The 18,342-nt window shown below is 40.0% G+C and carries 15 protein-coding genes; 3 read left to right on the forward strand and 12 right to left on the reverse strand.

What is annotated here, in order from left to right; genetic code table 11:
- Positions 1-196 precede the first annotated feature (196 nt).
- Together LKX84_RS14125 and LKX84_RS14130 are read left to right on the forward strand one after the other, a co-directional pair.
- Entirely contained in the window at positions 197-1,030 is an 834-nt protein-coding gene (locus LKX84_RS14125) for an SDR family NAD(P)-dependent oxidoreductase (RefSeq protein WP_228237791.1), read from the forward strand.
- Positions 1,031-1,127: 97 nt separating this feature from the next.
- Entirely contained in the window at positions 1,128-1,949 is an 822-nt protein-coding gene (locus LKX84_RS14130; protein WP_317206479.1) for a helix-turn-helix transcriptional regulator, read from the forward strand.
- A gap of 30 nt (positions 1,950-1,979) precedes the next feature.
- Here the strand turns inward: LKX84_RS14130 and eptA are convergent, their stop codons facing one another.
- From eptA to LKX84_RS14175, 9 genes are all read right to left on the reverse strand, one after another.
- Positions 1,980-3,500: a phosphoethanolamine--lipid A transferase EptA gene (gene eptA / locus LKX84_RS14135; RefSeq protein WP_228237793.1), complete on the reverse strand. Its 1,521-nt coding sequence runs from the start codon at positions 3,498-3,500 to the stop codon at positions 1,980-1,982.
- A gap of 3 nt (positions 3,501-3,503) precedes the next feature.
- On the reverse strand, positions 3,504-4,334 hold the full coding sequence (locus tag LKX84_RS14140; protein WP_228237794.1) for a phosphatase PAP2 family protein: 831 nt from the start codon (positions 4,332-4,334) through the stop codon (positions 3,504-3,506).
- A gap of 141 nt (positions 4,335-4,475) precedes the next feature.
- The gene (locus LKX84_RS14145) at positions 4,476-5,375 is read right to left on the reverse strand and encodes an SDR family oxidoreductase (protein WP_228237795.1); all 900 of its coding nucleotides are present in this window, start codon (positions 5,373-5,375) and stop codon (positions 4,476-4,478) included.
- 21 nt (positions 5,376-5,396) lie between these two features.
- Entirely contained in the window at positions 5,397-7,877 is a 2,481-nt protein-coding gene (locus tag LKX84_RS14150) for a TonB-dependent receptor domain-containing protein (RefSeq protein ID WP_228237796.1), read from the reverse strand.
- Positions 7,878-7,994: 117 nt separating this feature from the next.
- Positions 7,995-8,588: a phosphatase PAP2 family protein gene (locus LKX84_RS14155; protein ID WP_228237797.1), complete on the reverse strand. Its 594-nt coding sequence runs from the start codon at positions 8,586-8,588 to the stop codon at positions 7,995-7,997.
- A gap of 5 nt (positions 8,589-8,593) precedes the next feature.
- On the reverse strand, positions 8,594-9,619 hold the full coding sequence (locus LKX84_RS14160) for a glycosyltransferase family 9 protein (RefSeq protein WP_228237798.1): 1,026 nt from the start codon (positions 9,617-9,619) through the stop codon (positions 8,594-8,596).
- 169 nt (positions 9,620-9,788) lie between these two features.
- The gene (locus tag LKX84_RS14165; protein ID WP_228237799.1) at positions 9,789-10,631 is read right to left on the reverse strand and encodes a DUF4249 domain-containing protein; all 843 of its coding nucleotides are present in this window, start codon (positions 10,629-10,631) and stop codon (positions 9,789-9,791) included.
- 3 nt (positions 10,632-10,634) lie between these two features.
- Positions 10,635-13,043 (reverse strand): TonB-dependent receptor, encoded by a 2,409-nt coding sequence (locus LKX84_RS14170; RefSeq protein ID WP_228237800.1) that lies wholly within the window; start codon positions 13,041-13,043, stop codon positions 10,635-10,637.
- A 514-nt stretch (positions 13,044-13,557) separates the two neighbouring features.
- Positions 13,558-14,223, reverse strand: coding sequence for a helix-turn-helix domain-containing protein (locus tag LKX84_RS14175; RefSeq protein ID WP_228237801.1), 666 nt, complete (start codon positions 14,221-14,223; stop codon positions 13,558-13,560).
- 1,504 nt (positions 14,224-15,727) lie between these two features.
- Between LKX84_RS14175 and trxA the strand changes: the two genes are divergently transcribed.
- The gene (gene trxA, locus LKX84_RS14180; protein ID WP_228237802.1) at positions 15,728-16,045 is read left to right on the forward strand and encodes a thioredoxin; all 318 of its coding nucleotides are present in this window, start codon (positions 15,728-15,730) and stop codon (positions 16,043-16,045) included.
- Between the two features lie 163 nt (positions 16,046-16,208).
- Here trxA and LKX84_RS14185 read toward each other — a convergent pair whose 3' ends face one another.
- The 3 genes from LKX84_RS14185 to LKX84_RS14195 all read right to left on the reverse strand — a co-directional run bounded on the left by LKX84_RS14185 (position 16,209) and on the right by LKX84_RS14195 (position 18,086).
- Positions 16,209-16,943, reverse strand: a complete 735-nt coding sequence (locus tag LKX84_RS14185) for an isochorismatase family protein (RefSeq protein ID WP_317206478.1) — start codon at positions 16,941-16,943, stop codon at positions 16,209-16,211.
- Positions 16,944-17,061: 118 nt separating this feature from the next.
- Entirely contained in the window at positions 17,062-17,214 is a 153-nt protein-coding gene (locus LKX84_RS14190) for a hypothetical protein (RefSeq protein WP_228237803.1), read from the reverse strand.
- 86 nt (positions 17,215-17,300) lie between these two features.
- Positions 17,301-18,086, reverse strand: coding sequence for a helix-turn-helix domain-containing protein (locus LKX84_RS14195; RefSeq protein WP_228237804.1), 786 nt, complete (start codon positions 18,084-18,086; stop codon positions 17,301-17,303).
- Positions 18,087-18,342 lie beyond the last annotated feature (256 nt).

Consider the following 18,342-nt stretch of genomic DNA (forward strand, 5'->3'; position numbering starts at 1 on the left):
GGGCCGGTTGTGTGTTTATGGTGAAAAATCAAAATAACACAAAGGACATATAAAAATATACGGACTCTGCCCTGTTACTTCTCAGACCGTTAGTGGTAACAAAAAATCAACCAAACTTGGATTCAAAAACGTTTATCCTTGATTTGAAAACGTCATAGATTTATGTGCCCTGTAGCTTTGTAAAAAAACAAATAGTATGAGCACACAGAAAGTTTGGTTCATTACAGGAGCCTCCAAAGGGATGGGTCTTGAAATTACAAAAGCAGTTTTAGAAGGCGGAGGGAAAGTCATTGCAATCTCCCGAAATATCGACCTACTTTTAGAAAAAATTGTAGATTACAAGGATAATTTACTTCCTGTAGAATTGGACATCACCAATGAAAAGGATATACAAAATGCTATTTCCAATGGCATTGAAAAATTTGGACGAATAGACGTTGTGGTCAATAACGCAGGCTACAACCTTTTGGGAAATATTGAAGAACTAAGCGATTATGAATTTAGGAAAACAATGGATGTAAATGTTTTTGCAATGGCCCTTATCATCAGAAATATTCTTCCAACCATGCGCCTACAAAAGTCTGGACATATTATCAACACGGCATCAATGATGGGCTACATGAGTTATCCTGGAAATGGGAGCTATAGTGCCTCTAAATATGCGGTTATTGGGCTATCTGAAGCCCTAGCCCAAGAAGTGGCTCCTTTTGGCATAAAAGTGACGATCCTTGCACCAGGAACATTTCGAACCAATTTTATGAGCGAGGAAACCCTCAATGTTGCACAAAACAAAATTGACGCCTATAATCTAGATAAACAGATTGAACAGTTTACGGGATTTGATGGACAACAATTGGGCGATCCCAAAAAATTGGCGGAAGTGTTACTTAAGATTACCGGAATGTCCAATCCACCATTGCATCTTCCCTTGGGTCCTGATAGCTACAATGCTATACTGGAAGTCCGTAGAAAGGAAAGGGAAGAAATGGGACAATGGAAAGACTTATCTTTATCCACTGATTTTGAATAATTTAAGTGTGAAAAAAGTTGCTCCTTATAAAATTGAATCAATTTCTGAACTCCATAGTTTATTTGGACTGCCAAAGCCCGATCATCCTTTGATAAGTGTGATTGATTTTGAACTGCTGAAGTTTGATGACAATACAATCTGGAGCAACTTTTTCTATGATTTTTATTGTGTGGCCTGCAAAAAAGGATCTTCGGGAAAATTCAAGTACGGACAAGGGACTTATGATTTCGATGAGGGCGTCATGAGTTTCACCAAACCTGGTCAAATTTTTTCGGTTACGAACCCTACGGATGACCCAGTGTCGGGTTATATGCTCATCTTCAAACCCGAGCTAATTCGGCATTATGAATTGGGTAAGGTCATTGGAAATTATGGGTTCTTTTCGTATTCCACTGCCGAGGCCTTGCACCTTTCGGAAAAAGAGGACAAAATAATGATGAACCTTATGCATCAATTGCAGGATGAGCTCGAAAATAATATTGACCATTATAGCCAAGATCTGATTGTTTCCCATATTGATCTGCTTCTTCATTATGCAAAGCGTTTTCACAATCGGCAGTTTCTGACACGAAGTGCCATCAATAATGATTTAGTAGCCAAGATGGAAGAATTGATTGATTCCTATCTAAAAAGTGATGCTGCACTTTCGGGTCTCCCCACCGTCAACTTTTTTGCGGAAAAGCTCAATGTATCCTCTGATTATTTGAGTGATATGTTGAGAAATGTTACCGGAAAAAATGCGCAGACACATATCCAAGAATCCATAATTGACAGAGCTAAAGAACTCCTTTCAACTACCGATTTAAGTGTTAAGGAAATAGCTTATGACCTTGGCTTTGAGCGTCCCCAATCATTCAGTACTATGTTCAAAAAAAAGACGCAACAAACCCCTCTGCAATACAGGGCATCGTTCAATTGAAAAAAGCACCAGTGCTGGAGAAATATCTATTTACTTAAATATGTTCATATTTTCATCATAGATAGGACTTTCTATTGCCAAGAAATTCAGGATACTATGAAAAATATGATGTTGTGATAGTATTTCGTTCGGCTTTAGTTTTTTGGAGCCATCCGATAACCATACCAGAAAAGGTATTTCCAGTTGTTCCTTAGGGGCAAAAGCTGCGGGTATTCCATGCATGTACAAATTATATTCCCCTAAGGATTCCCCATGATCTGAAACGAAGAGCATCGTACTGTTGTATTCCTTCAATTCCTTAAGACCTTCAATCAAACGGGAAAGGATATAATCGGTATAAACAATGGTGTTGTCATAGGCATTTACAAGCGATTCTTGGGAACATTCCCCTAGTTCAACACTTGTACAAACTGGTGCGAACTTTTCAAATTCGGGAGGGTACCTTGTGTTATACGAGGGCCCATGACTTGTACTTGTATGTAATACGACAAATATTTTATCTTTTTTGCTTGCCAAAATCTGTTCCTTTAACCCTTTCAAAAGAATTTCATCATAGTTGCACGCTTGTCCCTCACACCCTTTATTTAAATCCTCTTTTTTATGAAAGTTCTTAATATGGACGGGCGGTTCTCCCCAATTTGTGGTTCTCCAAATCACATCGACTTCATTTCGATATAAATAATTGGGTAAAATTTCATAAAGTTTACGGGAATTGGTGTGTTCCAATATGCACTTTACACCAGCTGTGGTGTATGTGGCACAAGAAGTTGCCTTAAAACTGTGAAGATGTTCAACCTTGGACAATAGGGGATTGGTAAATTTTTCATACCCATATAGGGAAAAATTTTCCCTTCTTGCCGATTCTCCAATGACCAAAACAGCAAGGGACTTTACAGGGTCCTTTATTTTCGCATCGGGCAACAATAGCACTTTTTTATTTTCTTTGAACTTATCAAGGTAGAATCTTGAGGTATTTACCACATAGGACCAAGGCATTGCCAAGGAACCCAATTGGGGAGAATTTTTATCGATCCATCGCCAATTGCCACCATTGCCAAAAACAAGAAGGACAAGGAAGAGGAATGTCAGGGAAAAACGAGGTAAAAATCGCTTGAAAGTTTCTTTGGTGATTTTGACCTTGATTATAAAAACTACAGGAATCAGGCCCAATAAAATTACATACAACATCAATTGAAAAGAAAAGAAACTGCTGGCTTCATCGTAACTGGTATTCAGAATATTACCGATCATGGTAGGATCTATGAGGACATGATAGGTATTCACAAAATAGATAGCAATTGCATTGACCAGGAAAAAGAAGGTCAATACAATTTTCCCAACAAGTCGAGAAAAAAAGAATATAAGATATAATACAAAGGCATTCGCAAGGAGCATTGCAATGACCAAAGACACAATAATGGTAGTACCGCCTAAGGTTTTATAATCGAGCGCCGTAAATGCATACTTAAAAAAGGGATAATGAAAGAAGATAAAATTAATGGCACTTGCTACGAGGACAAAATGGACTAAATTGACATTATGTCTTAACATCCTTCAGAATCTCAACGTTAATCCCAATCCATATTCCCTTCCATTGTAAAAGGGCATTACAATTCCTGATGTTTTTTCCTTGTCCTTAAAAATTGATTTCTTGATTACTGGATGTAACCAATACGCGATTTTGGTGCTTAAAATTCCAATTCCCGCACCTGTGGCAATATCGGTCAACCAATGCTTTTCGTTGTGCAGTCTGAACAAACCTGTGCCCGCAGCGACCACATAGCCGGCGACTCCGTACCAAACCGATATGTCCTTATATTCTTGATACAAAAACTCCGCACCCATAAAAGCCGTGGCCGTATGCCCTGAGGGAAAGGAAGTGGAGGAGGAGCCATCCGGCCTAGTGACCTTCGTGGTTTTTTTTAAGATGTTTACAGATCCTCCCATTAGGAGATATGCCGTTCCCAAAACAATGGTCCTATCCTTAAAATTATGTTTTCCTTGTATGCCCATCGCATTTAAGGCATATACAGATACAAACGGACTGTACTGGGAGAAATCGTCTATATTGAATTTCTTATCATCATGCTCCCTAAATTCATTTTTTGTTCTGTAATCAATATCTTTTAAAGTAAGACTCTCTTGTCCAATAACTCCATATCCGATCAAAACAGATGGGATGATGAGGGATTTGTAATTGAATGCATTGGGTTTCTTGTTTATCGTGGAGTCAATGGAAGCGTTTTGCCCGTGAACTATTGAAGTTGTTGAGTCAACTAAAGCGTTTTGTCTGGGAATCTTAAAATTTGTTGAGTCTACTGACATGTTTTGTCCGTTAACGTTTAAAACGGAAAGGAATAGTATGAACACCAGTATTTTATTCATTTTAGTTTATTTAAAGTAGTTTTATTATCATACCTTCTATCCCATAAAGGATAGACCAGGCAGTGATGTGATGGGTTACTATTAAACCGGTAGGGAGTTATTTTATGCATGCTTTTTAGTGATTTCATCTAAACCAGTTTATTACCCGACGCTGCTCAAATAATTCCAAGCAAAACTTTCCTCCAAAAATTGTTTGACCGTAATGGGCTTTCGACCCAACAGCTTTTCCATTTGTGCACTGTCACTTTCCAATTCCCCGTGTCTTGTTGCTGCGGCATAACCACCAATCATTTTGATACATTTCTGGGACATCCCTTGATTGACCACAGTATTGAGAAAAGTATCCAGGCCAGGGCTCAAATAGGTGATGTTTTTACCCGTGATCTGGGAAATGTACTCTGCGATCTCTGAAAAGGAACAACTATCCCCGGATACACTATAGGTCTTATTATTGTGCCCACTTGAGAGTAGCACCTTGGCTGCCGTTTCCGCCATTTCACCTCGTAGCGCAAGACCTATTTTCCCATTACCTGCGGGTAGGTGAATACCATATTTAAAAATGTTCTCACCTAAAAATGAAGGTAATAGGTCCATATACACCCCATTGCGCAATATGGTATAGTCAATGCCACTTCCTTTGATGGCATATTCGGTTGCCAAATGGGAGCTTAGTACAAACTCGATAAGGGAAAAATTCACTTCTTTATGCTCCTGGCTTGTGTATAGTATATATTTAATGCCAGATTCCACGGCCGCATTCACAACTTGGATATGTTGCCCACTGCGGTTTTCCAGCTCATTGCTTGAAACAAATAGTAATTTTTCCATTCCGGAAAATGCCGTCAACAGGGATACGTAGTTATTATAATCGCCGAATACCACATTTACGTTCAAGGCCTTTAATGCATCAACCTTGGTAAAATCCCTTACCATGGCATAAATCAAACGTTGATCCAACCCGTTCTCAATCAACGATTCAATAACCGCATACCCGTAATGACCCGTAGCTCCCGTTACCAGTATTTTATCTTTTTCTGTCATTTTACAATCTTTTATGATTCGCTAAGATTCGTCATAATCGTCGTCCTCATAATCTTCATCGTCCTCATAATCACGAGTTTCTATTGTATTTTTAAATCTATAAGTGAACGTTAGGTTGAATTGTCGCTCAACGTATTGGGATTCAGAATTGGACAGGAAACTCGTATTGGAAGCCTCCCGGCGACCGATCCTTGAGTTGAATAGGTCAGAAACATTCAGGTTGATGGCCCCTCTGCCCTCAAACAATTGTTTGTTTACCGATACATTGGTCACAAGCATACCGCGCCTTGTGGTGTAGGCTTCCCTAAAGGGAGCATCATATTGAAGGCCCATTTGCACATCGATATCCTTGGGCAAGGAAATCTTTTGGGATAATCGGGCAAACCAACTGGATGAAGTGGCATCAAGGGATTGCCTTTGGGTAATAAGTGCATTACTGTCATTGGGGTCCGGAACAGTATTGTCAAAGCTGGCATTTTGTTCAAAACCAAACCAGTTTATAGTACCATTGACCCGAAACCAATTTGATGGGCTGTAAATGGACGATATTTCAAGACCATACCTGTTTTCCGTGCCCACATTTAAGGGTCTGGTAATCAAAATGGGGATGCTCTCCTCATTTACCATACCTGAATTAGTGGTTATGAGTTGGACAATGTTTTTGGAATATTGAAAATACCCTATGGTCTCCAACGATACGCCATCCCAGTTTCTAGTATACCCCAACTCAAGGGAATTCGTAAAAACAGGATCCAGATCTGGGTTTCCTGAAAGAAGGTTCAAATCGTTGGAATAGCCTGAAAACGGATTTAATTCACGAAAACTGGGGCGATTTATTCGTCTGCCATAGCTCGTTTTGAGTTCACTGGTTTCCGTAAGCTGGTAGCCCAAATGGTAGGAGGGAAACAGGTTACCGTAATTCTTGCTAAAGCTTATATCGGACGTAAATTGAGTAACATCAATATGGGTTATTTCCATACGCAGACCTGCAAGTACCGTAAACTTGCCAAAAGCATTGGCATGTTGTGCATACCCGGCATAAATATCTTCGCCATAATCCATTCGATTGCTCAAGTTGCCGTCAAGTTCCCAGATATTGGTGTCGGAATTGAAATTTTCAACTATGGAATTGAATTTTATGGTGCGCATTGTACTACGGTATCCTGCTTCAAAACTGCCGGTTTCAGAAAATGGAAACACATAATCCGCTTGTATCAATAAATTGCGTTGTCGTTCTTCGGCTGCGGTGCGGTCTTGGGCATCTTCAAAATTTCCAACGCTATAGGTATCTTCAAAGGTTGCTGATTCTATTTCTGTATTACTGTCATATTTGGCTTCAACTATCAATACATGTTCTTCATCCTCATCAAAGATCGATTTGTAGGTCAGTGTGTACTCGTCACTGGAATCTTCTTCCAACTCTCTCTGGTCACGCAATCTTGTACTTATCAATGTGCCGTCAACATCAAAAGTGTTAAAAATGGAAAGCCCGTTGTTGTCGTTGTCTTCATTGGCATATAGTCCCATAAAAGTGAGCGTGTTCTTCTCATTGAAATAGTAATCGATCCCTAGAGCCATGGTATATTCCGACCCGTCACGGGTGATGTCCTGACGCTGGGACAAGAAATCAGTTGTTGTTCCCGTGGTTTCGTCTAAAAATGTGGTGTTTACGGACTCGTGGCCCGGGGGTTTCGCATCTTCGAAATTCAGATTTGCAAATACGTTGAATTTAGTGGTACGGTAGTTTAAATTACCTCCAACACCGAAGGTTTCAGGTACTCCCAAAACGGCCTGGACTGAACCGTTAAATCCTAGGTTCCTTCCTTTTTTGAGAATGATGTTGATGATTCCCGCAGCACCTTCGGCATCGTAACGTGCAGAAGGGTTCGTTATAATTTCGATGCGTTCCACGGCATTGGACGATAGGCGTTCCAAACCTTGGGCGTCACTAATGCCCACCAATCCGGAAGGTTTGCCATTGACCAAGATCCGGACATTGCTATTGCCCCTAAGCGCAATGCCACCATCTACCGAAACCGAAACGGAGGGCACATTGTTCAACGCTTGAAGGACATCTGTGCTTTGTGCCGTCAAGTCCCGATCAATGTTATAGATTTTTTTGTCCAATTTGTTTTCAAATAGCCCTTTCTCGCCTTTTACAACGACTTCACTCAACGATTGTGCGTCTTCCGAAAGAAGGAGTATCCCCAAATCCAGATTGTCCCCGATCTTTTTATTGTCCAACGTCAATGGTTTGAAGCCCAGATACTCAATTTTTATGGTATACGTTCCTTTCTCCACTTCAATCGAGAAGAATCCATTCTCGTCTGTGATGCCCCCATATATTGGGTTTGGCTGTCCTGTTTCCGTAAAGGAAACGGTAGCATACTCCAAAGGGGTATTGGTTCCCATTTGCAGTATTTTTCCGGTTACTGTGATTTTAGCGTTGCCGTACAGCAATGATGTAGTTAAAAAAAGCAAGAGTGTTATTGTCCTGATCATTGGTCTATGCTATTTAATGGATTGTTCTTTTCCTCATAGTATGCCGGTATTGGTATGACCGACTCAAAATGTTTTTCCATATCCGTTGTTTTTCATGTAGATTATTCCCCATAAGCATTAAAATTTATAGGTTAGACCAATCGTAGGGATGTTTTCCATAAAGCCTGAAGAAATTCTGAGTTTCTTCTGCCCTTCATACCGTTTGGTGAACAAATAACCCATACCAATTCCTATTGCGGCACCTGCCACCACATCCACACCATCATGCTTGTTTGCTTCGATTCTTGTATACCCAACATACCCTGCTAGGAGATAGGCTGGAATGCCATATTCCCAACCGTATCTTTTTTGCACAAATGCTGCACTTGCAAAGGCAACAGATGTATGGCCAGAGGGAAAACTATAGTTGTTTTCTTTATTTGGCCGCTCTTTGTTTATGGCCAGTTTTAAACCATACGTTACGGCTAGGGTGGCAGTTAGGGTTTTGGAAAATTGATAGGTTCCTTTTTGACCATCTTGCCAAATGAATGTGGAACCCAAGGCCATGGCTGGCATGGTAAAAAGCAAAATATCACCTGCCGTTTTTTGGGCATTTTGGGATGAGGTCAGAGGCTCCATCTGCCCATAAGTTAGAGATGCACTCAAAAATATAAGTGCGGCCACAGCCCTAAAACCGGACATACTATTTTGTAAAATTGTGTTGTTGTCCATTCGTTTTAAGTTGAAATATTTGGATAGAGTGTATTTTCAACAAGGACTATCAATTCATTGATTTTCAATCCATGGGTTTGTATGGCGACACTGCCCTCGTTGTAGGGCTTGTGTTTTTCCATGTCCGTGACGGAGAACAGACCAATGGTAGGGGTAAGGGACGAGCTGGCCAGATGCATCATTCCGCTATCGGGTCCAATGAAAACATCTGTATTTGCAATAATGGCCGCCAATTCCCTTACATCATTGGCATACAAAAAAGGAACGCCGACCCCGATTGTGGGGCTATTTTCTTTTGGAAGTATTTCAATGATGTTTACATCAGGAAATACTTTTTGTAAATGTCCATAAAGATCAAGCCACCATTTTTCTGTACCCGTGGCATTTGGGTATAGACAAATAATGGGATGCGCGTTTTGCACGATGTCATACACCAAACTGCCACCATGTATGAGTTCTTCGTTTGCAAGTCTCAGGTCTAGGTTAGGCGGTATCGCATCATTTGATATGACCCCTATACTGGGCAAAAACTCCCTCAAGGAGTAGATCACTTGCTTTGCAATATGTCTTTCTGTTTTATCCGCATCGTCATCACCTACGAACTTGAACCTTGCCTTTGAAATGCTCGTAAACAATCTTCCCGTACAAGATTCCATGACGGCATTTATTGCCAGGTCATAATTTTTGCTTCTGAACCGAACCAATGCTCTTAGATACTTTATGGGACTTTTGAAGGGTTTCTTCGGAAATACAATAACATTGTTGACATTATCATAATTTTGATACAGTTGGATGGCACAGGAATGGTTGACCAGCAGATCGATCTCGCTGTTCGGGAATGTGGATTCCAACTCCTGGACCAAAGGTGAAAGCAACAGTAAATTTCCCAGCCTGTGATTCGGTCTACAAATGAGGATTCTTTCTATGGCATCATTGGTACTGACGGCTTCACCTATCTTGTTTTTAAAACAACCCATAAGATGTCCAAATGCTTTCCTCGCTATTGTGTTGATGGAATTTTTAGGATCCATTTCTAAAATTTTGGTATAAAGCTTTTTTGGAGTCCATCGGATTCCCTCGTAACTTCGAGCATATCTGTCTGCAGAAAGTGGCTAGAAAAATAAAGGTGGTCCGGGATGCGTGTACAAATCATCAAAAGTTCCGAATACGCAATTTTGTTCCTTAGAACCACCTTATATCTTATTGCTGTTCAATCGTATATGAGGTCGTATCAAATTCACCCAACCTAAAAAATCCCAATACCTCCTCGTTGGGATCGTTGATATTGGTACAGTTTCCCTTTAACTGAACCGGGGTAGTTGGAAAAGGCCCGTTTTCATCACTTCCCGATTGTTGGATGAATATGTTCAAATAGTCATAATAGCGTTGGGAGATACCATACAAGTTGATAGCCACAGTTGCTCCGGCAACATAGTTTTCATTATCGTTCTCAATGAAATTTTCATTGCCATCCGTAAATTCATCGCTAATGACAGCAAGGGACGGTATCGGTAAATTGGAAGGAATAAATTCGCCCAAATAATAATTTTCAACAGCTCCGGGGTCGTCAAAGAATAGTTGAAGCTGAATTTCCTTGTCATCATCGGAGCCCTCAATAGTCTGCACAATTCGATTGATATCCGGTGCCGCAATCAAGGTTTCGGTTGCTGTGTAAGAGTTGCCGTTGTACAGGATTTCCAAAGTGTACGATGCATTCAATTCCGGAACAAAGTCGGTTGCTGTGTAACTGCCGTTATTCTGGTCGTCAAACACAAATGTTGAGCCGTCGTTTTCTTTTGTTACTGTTACTGATGCGCCTATAACCGGGACATCTGGATTGCTATTAAAATAAGAAGTTGATTCCCTTAGATGAATGGTCTGTGTTTCTCCCGAAGTATCTTTTTGCCAGTTAATAGATGCATCGACCACCAATCGTGCGCCTCCGTTTGGAACATCGACATCTATGACTTTGGTACACGAGTTTAATAATCCTATTAGTGTTAGGAGCGACCCTAATCTGGTATAAAAATTTATATTTTTCATCTTTTAAAATTTAAAGTTGTAGGTTACTGATGGGACAATGCCAAATATGGAAGTACGTGTGGCTTCATTTACACCTGTCTCTTGATTTTGGCCAAAGGAAATAGAGGCTGCATTCATTCGGTTATAAGCGTTGTAAATACCAAATACCCATTCGCCTTGCCATCTTCTATCTTTATTTTTTCGGGGTGTCAAGGTTGCCGATAGGTCCAATCGGTGATAGGCCGGTAATCGGTCTGCGTTTCTTTCGGAATATGTCGCTATCGATAATCCGTTGTATATGAACTGCCCATTGGGATAGGTGACAGGTCGCCCTGTCTGGAATACCAAATTGGCCCCAAATCGCCATTTTTCGTTGAGTTTGTAGCTTCCGGTAAATGAAAAGTCGTGTGTCCTGTCCCAGTTCGAGTTATACCATTTTCCATTGTTGATGCCCAATCCGCCCGCTGCTCCACCGGGTGTGCGCTGTTGTGATTTTGACAAAGTGTACGACACCCAACCTGTAAAATCGCCTTTGTTCTTTCGTACTAAAAGCTCCAATCCATAGGCACGGGCCTCACCGGTCAAGATTTCGGTTTCAATGGTGTTTTGGGCTATAAGTTCTGCACCATTGATATAATCCACCCGATTGTCGATGGTTTTGTAATAGGCTTCGGCTTCAATGGAAAACATGTTTTCCCTGAAATTTCTGAAGTAGCCCAAAGCATATTGGTCTGCAATCTGGGGTTCAATAAACTTTCCGCTTGGCGCCCAGACATCCAATGGTGTGGCCGATGTGGTGTTGGAAATCAAATGCAGGTATTGCGCCATTCGGTTATAGCTTGCTTTCAAGGAGGACTTCTCGTCAAGCTGAAAGGAAAGGGCAAACCGAGGTTCTAGATTGTTGAAGGTAGCTATGCTTTTTCCCTTACCGTAATCAGTGCTGGAAATTGGGTTGGCACGCTCATAAATGCCCAATTCTTCATTATAGACTACAGGTAAATTATCGGCATAATTATTTAAGGTCTGCTCCCCCAATCGATTGAAGTAACTGAATCGCAAGCCATATTGAGCGGTGAGCCTATCCGAAATTTTATGTTCCAAACCTGCATATGCTCCAGCTTCCAAGGCAAATTTGTCGTCCAGTTTCTCTGGGTTGACACCCGAATCTGCATCTAAAGGGTTGAGTTTTCCTGGATTAAAGTTGTAATAGATACCATTTACTCCAAAATCAAACTTTAATTTTTCGCTTGCATAATACCCTAGGTCGTAACGTACATTATAATTGCTGATATCCGAGGTCCAATCAATTCCTTCAATAGGGATTTCCAGATTGTAATTATAGCGGCTGTATATTAGGGATGTATTGGAGAACAACTTGTTATTGAATATATGGTTCCATCGCAGGTTCCCTGAAAGGTTTCCGTATGAATTAGTGAAAATTCCTGACAGGTTAAAGTTGTCATTACCAAAATAACCGGATAGATATAGTCTGTTCTTTTCATCAATTTCATAATTTGTTTTCAGGTTCAAATCGTAAAATCCGGCCCTGCTATCTTCGCCGCCCAAGGCCAAAAATATATTGGCATAAGCAGCCCTGCCGGCCATTAGAAACGAACCTTTGTCCTTGAACATAGGCCCTTCAGCAGCCAAACGGCTGGAAATGGCTCCAATGCCTCCAGTGAGTTCAAACTCCTTACTGTTCCCGTCCTTTTGACGTATATCCAGTACCGAGGAGGCCCGTCCTCCAAAACGTGCAGGAATACCGCCTTTATAAAGCTTGACATCCTTGATGGCATCGGCATTGAACACCGAGAAAAAACCAAACAAGTGGGAGGCGTTGTAAATGATCGCTTCATCCAAAAGAATTAGGTTTTGGTCTTCTGCACCTCCGCGTACATTGAAGCCCGATGCACCTTCACCGGCGTTGGTCACACCTGGTAACAATTGAATGGACTTGATCAAATCCACTTCACCCAGAACAACAGGGATTTGTTTGATTTCGTTGGTCGAGAGTTTTGCCACACTCATTTGAGGTGTCTGAAGGTCCACTTTCTTTGATTCCTCAGCAGTGATGATCACTTCATCCAATTGAGCGGCATCTTCTTTGAGTTCAATGTCGAGTTTTTGGTCAGTGCTAAGGTTTATATTCTGTTCAAAGGTTGTAAATCCCAAATAGGAAATGGTCAACGTATAAGTACCTTCGGGTGCTGTGATGGAATAAAAACCATATTCGTTGGTCGTACTACCAATGGATGTACCTTTTAAAAGTACTGTTGCCCCTAAGAGTGTTTCACCGTTGGCCACATCCTTGACCACACCACTGACGGTATATTTGGTCTGTGCAAAAAAGAATACTGGACACAACAGTATCACCACCAATAAGGCCTGCCTTTTTTTGGACCTAAAGGGTTTTAATTGCTTTGTTCTTGTCATAGTTACTTGAAGTTTTTTAGATTATGGTTTTCATTCAACCGAGGTAAAAGTAGGCTTGCATCCAAAGCGATTAAAATGAAGTAGGTCTTGAATACGCTTTCAGTACTTGTTTGTTGTCTGAATAGATGTAATTGACTGATTATTAGTTAAATGTGTTGTGTCGATAGCTTGGCTTGAAAAGGTTCTAAATGCGCTTTTCGTACCTTGAAAAACGCCAATAGTACCATTTGGGGCTATTTTTTGTTTTGTTGTCGTGTGGATTTTGGGAGGTTAACCCTTGGTTTAGAAACTAGGGGGAATTCAAAAACCTCTTACAGATTGGGCACTACTGGTCGGGGCTATCGATTCCTAATAGCCTTCGTCTGCGATGCCCTACTATCGGTAATTGCAATTGTAGCCTTGGAAATAGTTCAGTATCCGGAAAAATAGGGAAGCTTCTTTGGTTGTCAAGAGGTGTTTGAAAGCGGAGTAGGGATGTAATCTTTCTGTAAGGAATAATCAGTAAATGTAAGGTCTAAATAGCTGAAGCCAATGTCTTTTTAAACTCACTGGGGGTAACCCCATAAATTCTTTTAAAGGTAGTGTTGAAAGAAGATTTAGATTTGAAACCAACTTCATTGGCAACGCCCATGATGGAATAATTCTTGAACTTTTCATCTTTGAGACACTCCACAAATTCTTCAGCCCTGTACTTGTTCATGTAGTCCTGAAAATTAGATTTTAAATACACGTTCAAGACTTCGGATAGGTACTGTCGTGGAATACCCATCCTTTGAGCTACTTGGTTGACCGTTATGTTGCTATTGGTAAAAAGCTTCTCTTTATCCATAAGCCTCAGGAACTCCCTTTTATATGCCTCAGCCTTGGATTTACTAAGACTTGAAGTTTTATAGGCCTTGGTATCGGCTTTTGGTAGTACGGACGTTGGGGATACTACAAGCTTGAACAGTATCATGTAGAGAAGTACTGCTGATATTCCAATAATGCCATAACTTTCCAAGAAGGAAAAATTATCATGGCTTTTTGTAATGATAAATGACACCTCGTCTATCAAGTTCAGTAAGGCATAGGGCACAATAAAGAACAGCATCCACCTTTCCTTTTTATTCTTGATGATATTATAGATGGTATACACTAAATAAACCAAAAGCGTTACCCCTGCCAGAATTTCACCTATCATTAACCATATGTTCTCGCCTAAGCCGTTAAGGTCATCTATGATTTGGAGCGTGATAAAGAACACATATGGAATAAAATAAAGAAAATCCTTAGGTTGAAATTTATCTTGTTGGGAATTGTGATACTTTATAAGTAAAAAGAAGAGTGTAATAATCAAAGGGGATTGGAAAAAATACCAATTCGCATTGGGAAAAAACAGGTTGAAATCATCATCTCCGACAATGTTCAAAAGCAGTGCAACAATGGACCCAAGAAGAAGTAAGAAATTTACCCGCTTGTAACTTTCTTGTTTGACGAGCAGAACACTTAAAAGAAATAGGCCCTGAATAAGGGCGATTATTTGAATTATTGCCAACATAAATAATGGAGTACTTTCTTCGAATAGGCTAAAATAATTCAATAAAAAACGAAAATCGATTGAAAATTTATTAAAAAATACCAAAATTTAACATTCTCCCACTAGCCTGATTTCTAATCAATTTTCCTGAACTATCTTACTGATTTTCAAATTCATATCTGTTTTAGGTAACGAAAATTTTGAAGAATGAGTATGATTGTTCTTCAATATTTTGATTGAAACAAATAGTTTGGTCGAGAAAGGTTGTTTTATCACATTTGATCAGACTGCTTTTTAATAGGATTTAAGCTGTTTTACTTGGAATTAATTCCTTGTATTTAATTATATTGCATTTGATTAAAGTTAATCAGAGCAAAAGTTACCTATTCGGTTACCTGTTCCTGAAAAATAAAAGTAACTTATTGATTATTAAAAATATATGGGATGGCCAATAGTTCTGCCACCCCGACTTTAATATTTTATTAACAATTAAGCTCTGGTAATCTTCTGATAATCAGAGTTTTTTTGTTTTTTAATAGAATCCCAAATAAGCCCAAAACGTATCAATCTTTATTTAAAGATGTCCTGTATGCTGTCCTAGTTTTGTTTGTTCCCTCTCAAATTGCTTCAATGCTAGGATGGAGTGTTCTAGGTTCAAATCCAGGCAGGATTTTAATCTTAGAAAAGCAACTCGGTCTTTGAATTTTGTCTGCCAGATAATTATGAAAAGGAATTAAACTACTCTCCTTGTTCAGCAACATTGTAGCTTTTATTTAAAAACGCTGTCCTAACCACCTTTGCTGTCTTATGGTTTCATGCATGGTTCCACCCCGGGGGCATTATAATAAAGCGTAATTTGTCTTTTATTTTAGGGGCTTTGATGATATCCTTGAATAGAGCGATGAATTCACTGAAATAAAGGTTCAAAAAACTTCCTGAATCCATTTCCCTGGTGATGCCATACTCTATTTTAATAGAAGTCAAAAATAGGGATACACAATTATAATACTTACCCTATTTTATCGGAAAACCTAGGGAATCTTGATTTTAAGGTTTTGAACAAAACCTAATCGGGAAATCCTTCCAAATACTAGGGAAACTTAATCTATGATGTTGTAGCTCCTTTAGAGGAACTTTGCATTGTCAAATAAAAATAAGATTGAGTATAATGAAAACAATTGAAAGCATTAAGGACTATGAAGCCTTGCTAGACCAGAAAAAACCGATATTATTGGATTTTTACGCAGATTGGTGCGGACCATGTCAATCACTTTTACCTACCGTGGAAAAATTATCAAAAGTGTATGAGGATCGTATCGAGATCCAAAAAGTGAATGTGGACAACAACCAGGAATTGGCGGCCAAATTTGGAGTGAGAAGTATTCCTGCCCTATTTTTTATTAAGGATTCCGAAGTTGTCGATAAGGCAGTAGGGGTCCAACCAATAGCAGTATTGGTTGAAAAATTGGAATCCCTTTTGAAATAACCAAGGCACAATGCTGAGGATATGAATTAAAATGCCGATTGATACTTCAATCGGCATTTTGACTTTATTTTCAATTTACCTGATTCAAAAGTTTTTCCAAAATTGTCGCAAGGATTAATCTTGGTTACCCCGAATTCCTGGGACAATGTAAGGTTGACCGGAATTACTTTTGTAAAGATTGTTTGAATTCTTGTGTGGTATAAACATGGCTGGCAACGAATCTATAGTTTATTTCAGCAGCTACATTTCCATCGTAACCTGGTACCACGGCCGAAGCAGTGGCATCAACCACGACAGCTACCTCAAAACCATCCTCAAGCAGTTCCCTCAAATGTGATTCCACACATAGGTTGCCTGACATTCCTGCCAAGACCACCTTATCAATTTTTTGCTTTCTCAATTGAAGGCTGAGGTCATTCTGTTCAGGGCCATAAACTTTGTGCGGCCCGACAACGGTCACAAAGTCCTTTTCGATATATTTTTTATATCTAGGAAGCCAGTCCGCTCCCGAACCCTCAAATCCCTTTTTATTAAGTTGATCTCCCCGGTCGAACATACCAATGTCATGCATCAGTTTTTCAAGGGCACCCTCGAATTTCCAACGATGATCGTGCTCGTAATAGTAATGGGGCGAAATAAATACCTTTATTCCATTGGCTTCTGCCAATTGGAACAAAGTCTCCAGGTTTTCCACTGTCCTGTTCTTGGTAACGCTCTCACCAATGACTCCCCAAGTTACTCCATCGGGACTTAGAAAATCGTTTTGCGGGTCGGTGATTACAATGGCGGTCATACCATCTACCATGAATCCGGGATCTGGTATTTGTGCATGGAGCTCAGTTGATCCTCCGATCAGGATTGCCATGAAAGGCAAAAATCTAAAAATAGTAGTTTTCATAATTATAAAGTATTAGAAATATAGATTACGGTTTTAAGGTTTCATTTTATCCATGTTGCTGGATAAGGTCGGCTAGCACGCAATGGGTCGAAAGGTTGTACAAGACATGGAGATGCCTTCAAATGAACAATCCCCTGTTATCATTGGTGAAATCCAAATGCTCTTGACTTTCAGTATCACTTCCTTTTTTATCGATGGTCGGGCAATTGGTCGATTCAACAAGGTTTTGGAAGGACAACAACTGTGATTTGACTTGGCGTATGATGCTCATGTTCATTTTTTATTGGATTGATGTTTTATTTTTTGGATTCACCTAAATCAAAGGGCAACGACAATAGTTAGGAAACTGGTTTTCTCCTATGTTGCAAATTGCATATTGGCTTGGAAGGCTTTTCTGAACTTTAGCGGGGGAATCCCGAAATTGGATTTGAACAACTGGGAAAAATGGCTTGGATTCTCACATCCCACGCCCATCCCGACCTGGATAACACTTTCATCCGTTGAAAGAAGCAACTTTTTGGCTTCTTCCAGCTTGAGCCTGGTCACGAATTGGTGTGGTGTTTCACCCGTGGTCTTTTTGAAGACCCTTATAAAATGATGTACACTTAGTTCGACAAGCATGGCCAGTTCAGAGGTTTGTACCGGACGGTCCATATGCTGTTGGACATATCTCCGGATCTTTTGAAGTTGAAACGGACTTATTCCCATTTTCAAATCGGTGTTGATTTCCATTTGCATACAATATCTTTTCACCAAATAATCTCCCATGGTGATGATCATATTTTCCAAATAGGACATATCCCCGCTTCCACACATCAACAATTCTTGAATCAGATATAGCGCCAATTGATTGCTCAATGGACTATCCAAAATGGGTTTGGGACAAAATGTGTTTTTCTCCATACTCGATCCTAGGGTACCGAACGCACCATTGCAGATGCCAAGGATCAAGGGTTTGTCGGGATTGAAATCCGGAGTTGGTCGAAGGGCAAATATGAATTCAAATACGTTCTCGGAAGCTTGACCGGCATTGGGACTGTCCAAGTCGCGCATCAAAAACAAAATGATGGGTGATTTGTGGATTTGGGACCGTACCTCCTCTTTTTGAACACGATATTTATCAATTTGGATCAGATATTTCATGGCTTTAATTTTAAAAGGTTAGTTATTAGAATGCTTCACAATTGGCCTACATATGATTTCATAATGTTTGCACTTGTTGTGTTGCCGGTTATAGGCTTCTCGGTATGGGACCTGCAGCTTCCCATTTGATTCAAGCCAAAAGTAATGGAGGGATTTTGAGGCGGCCAGTTGGAATTTCCCAATGGACACAGTTTTCTTATCAATGCACCATTTTTAGCCAAAACTTGGCTTAAAACGAAACTGGACGATTCGACTT

The sequence above is a fragment of the Allomuricauda sp. M10 genome (genome assembly GCF_020782875.1).
GTDB lineage: Bacteria > Bacteroidota > Bacteroidia > Flavobacteriales > Flavobacteriaceae > Flagellimonas.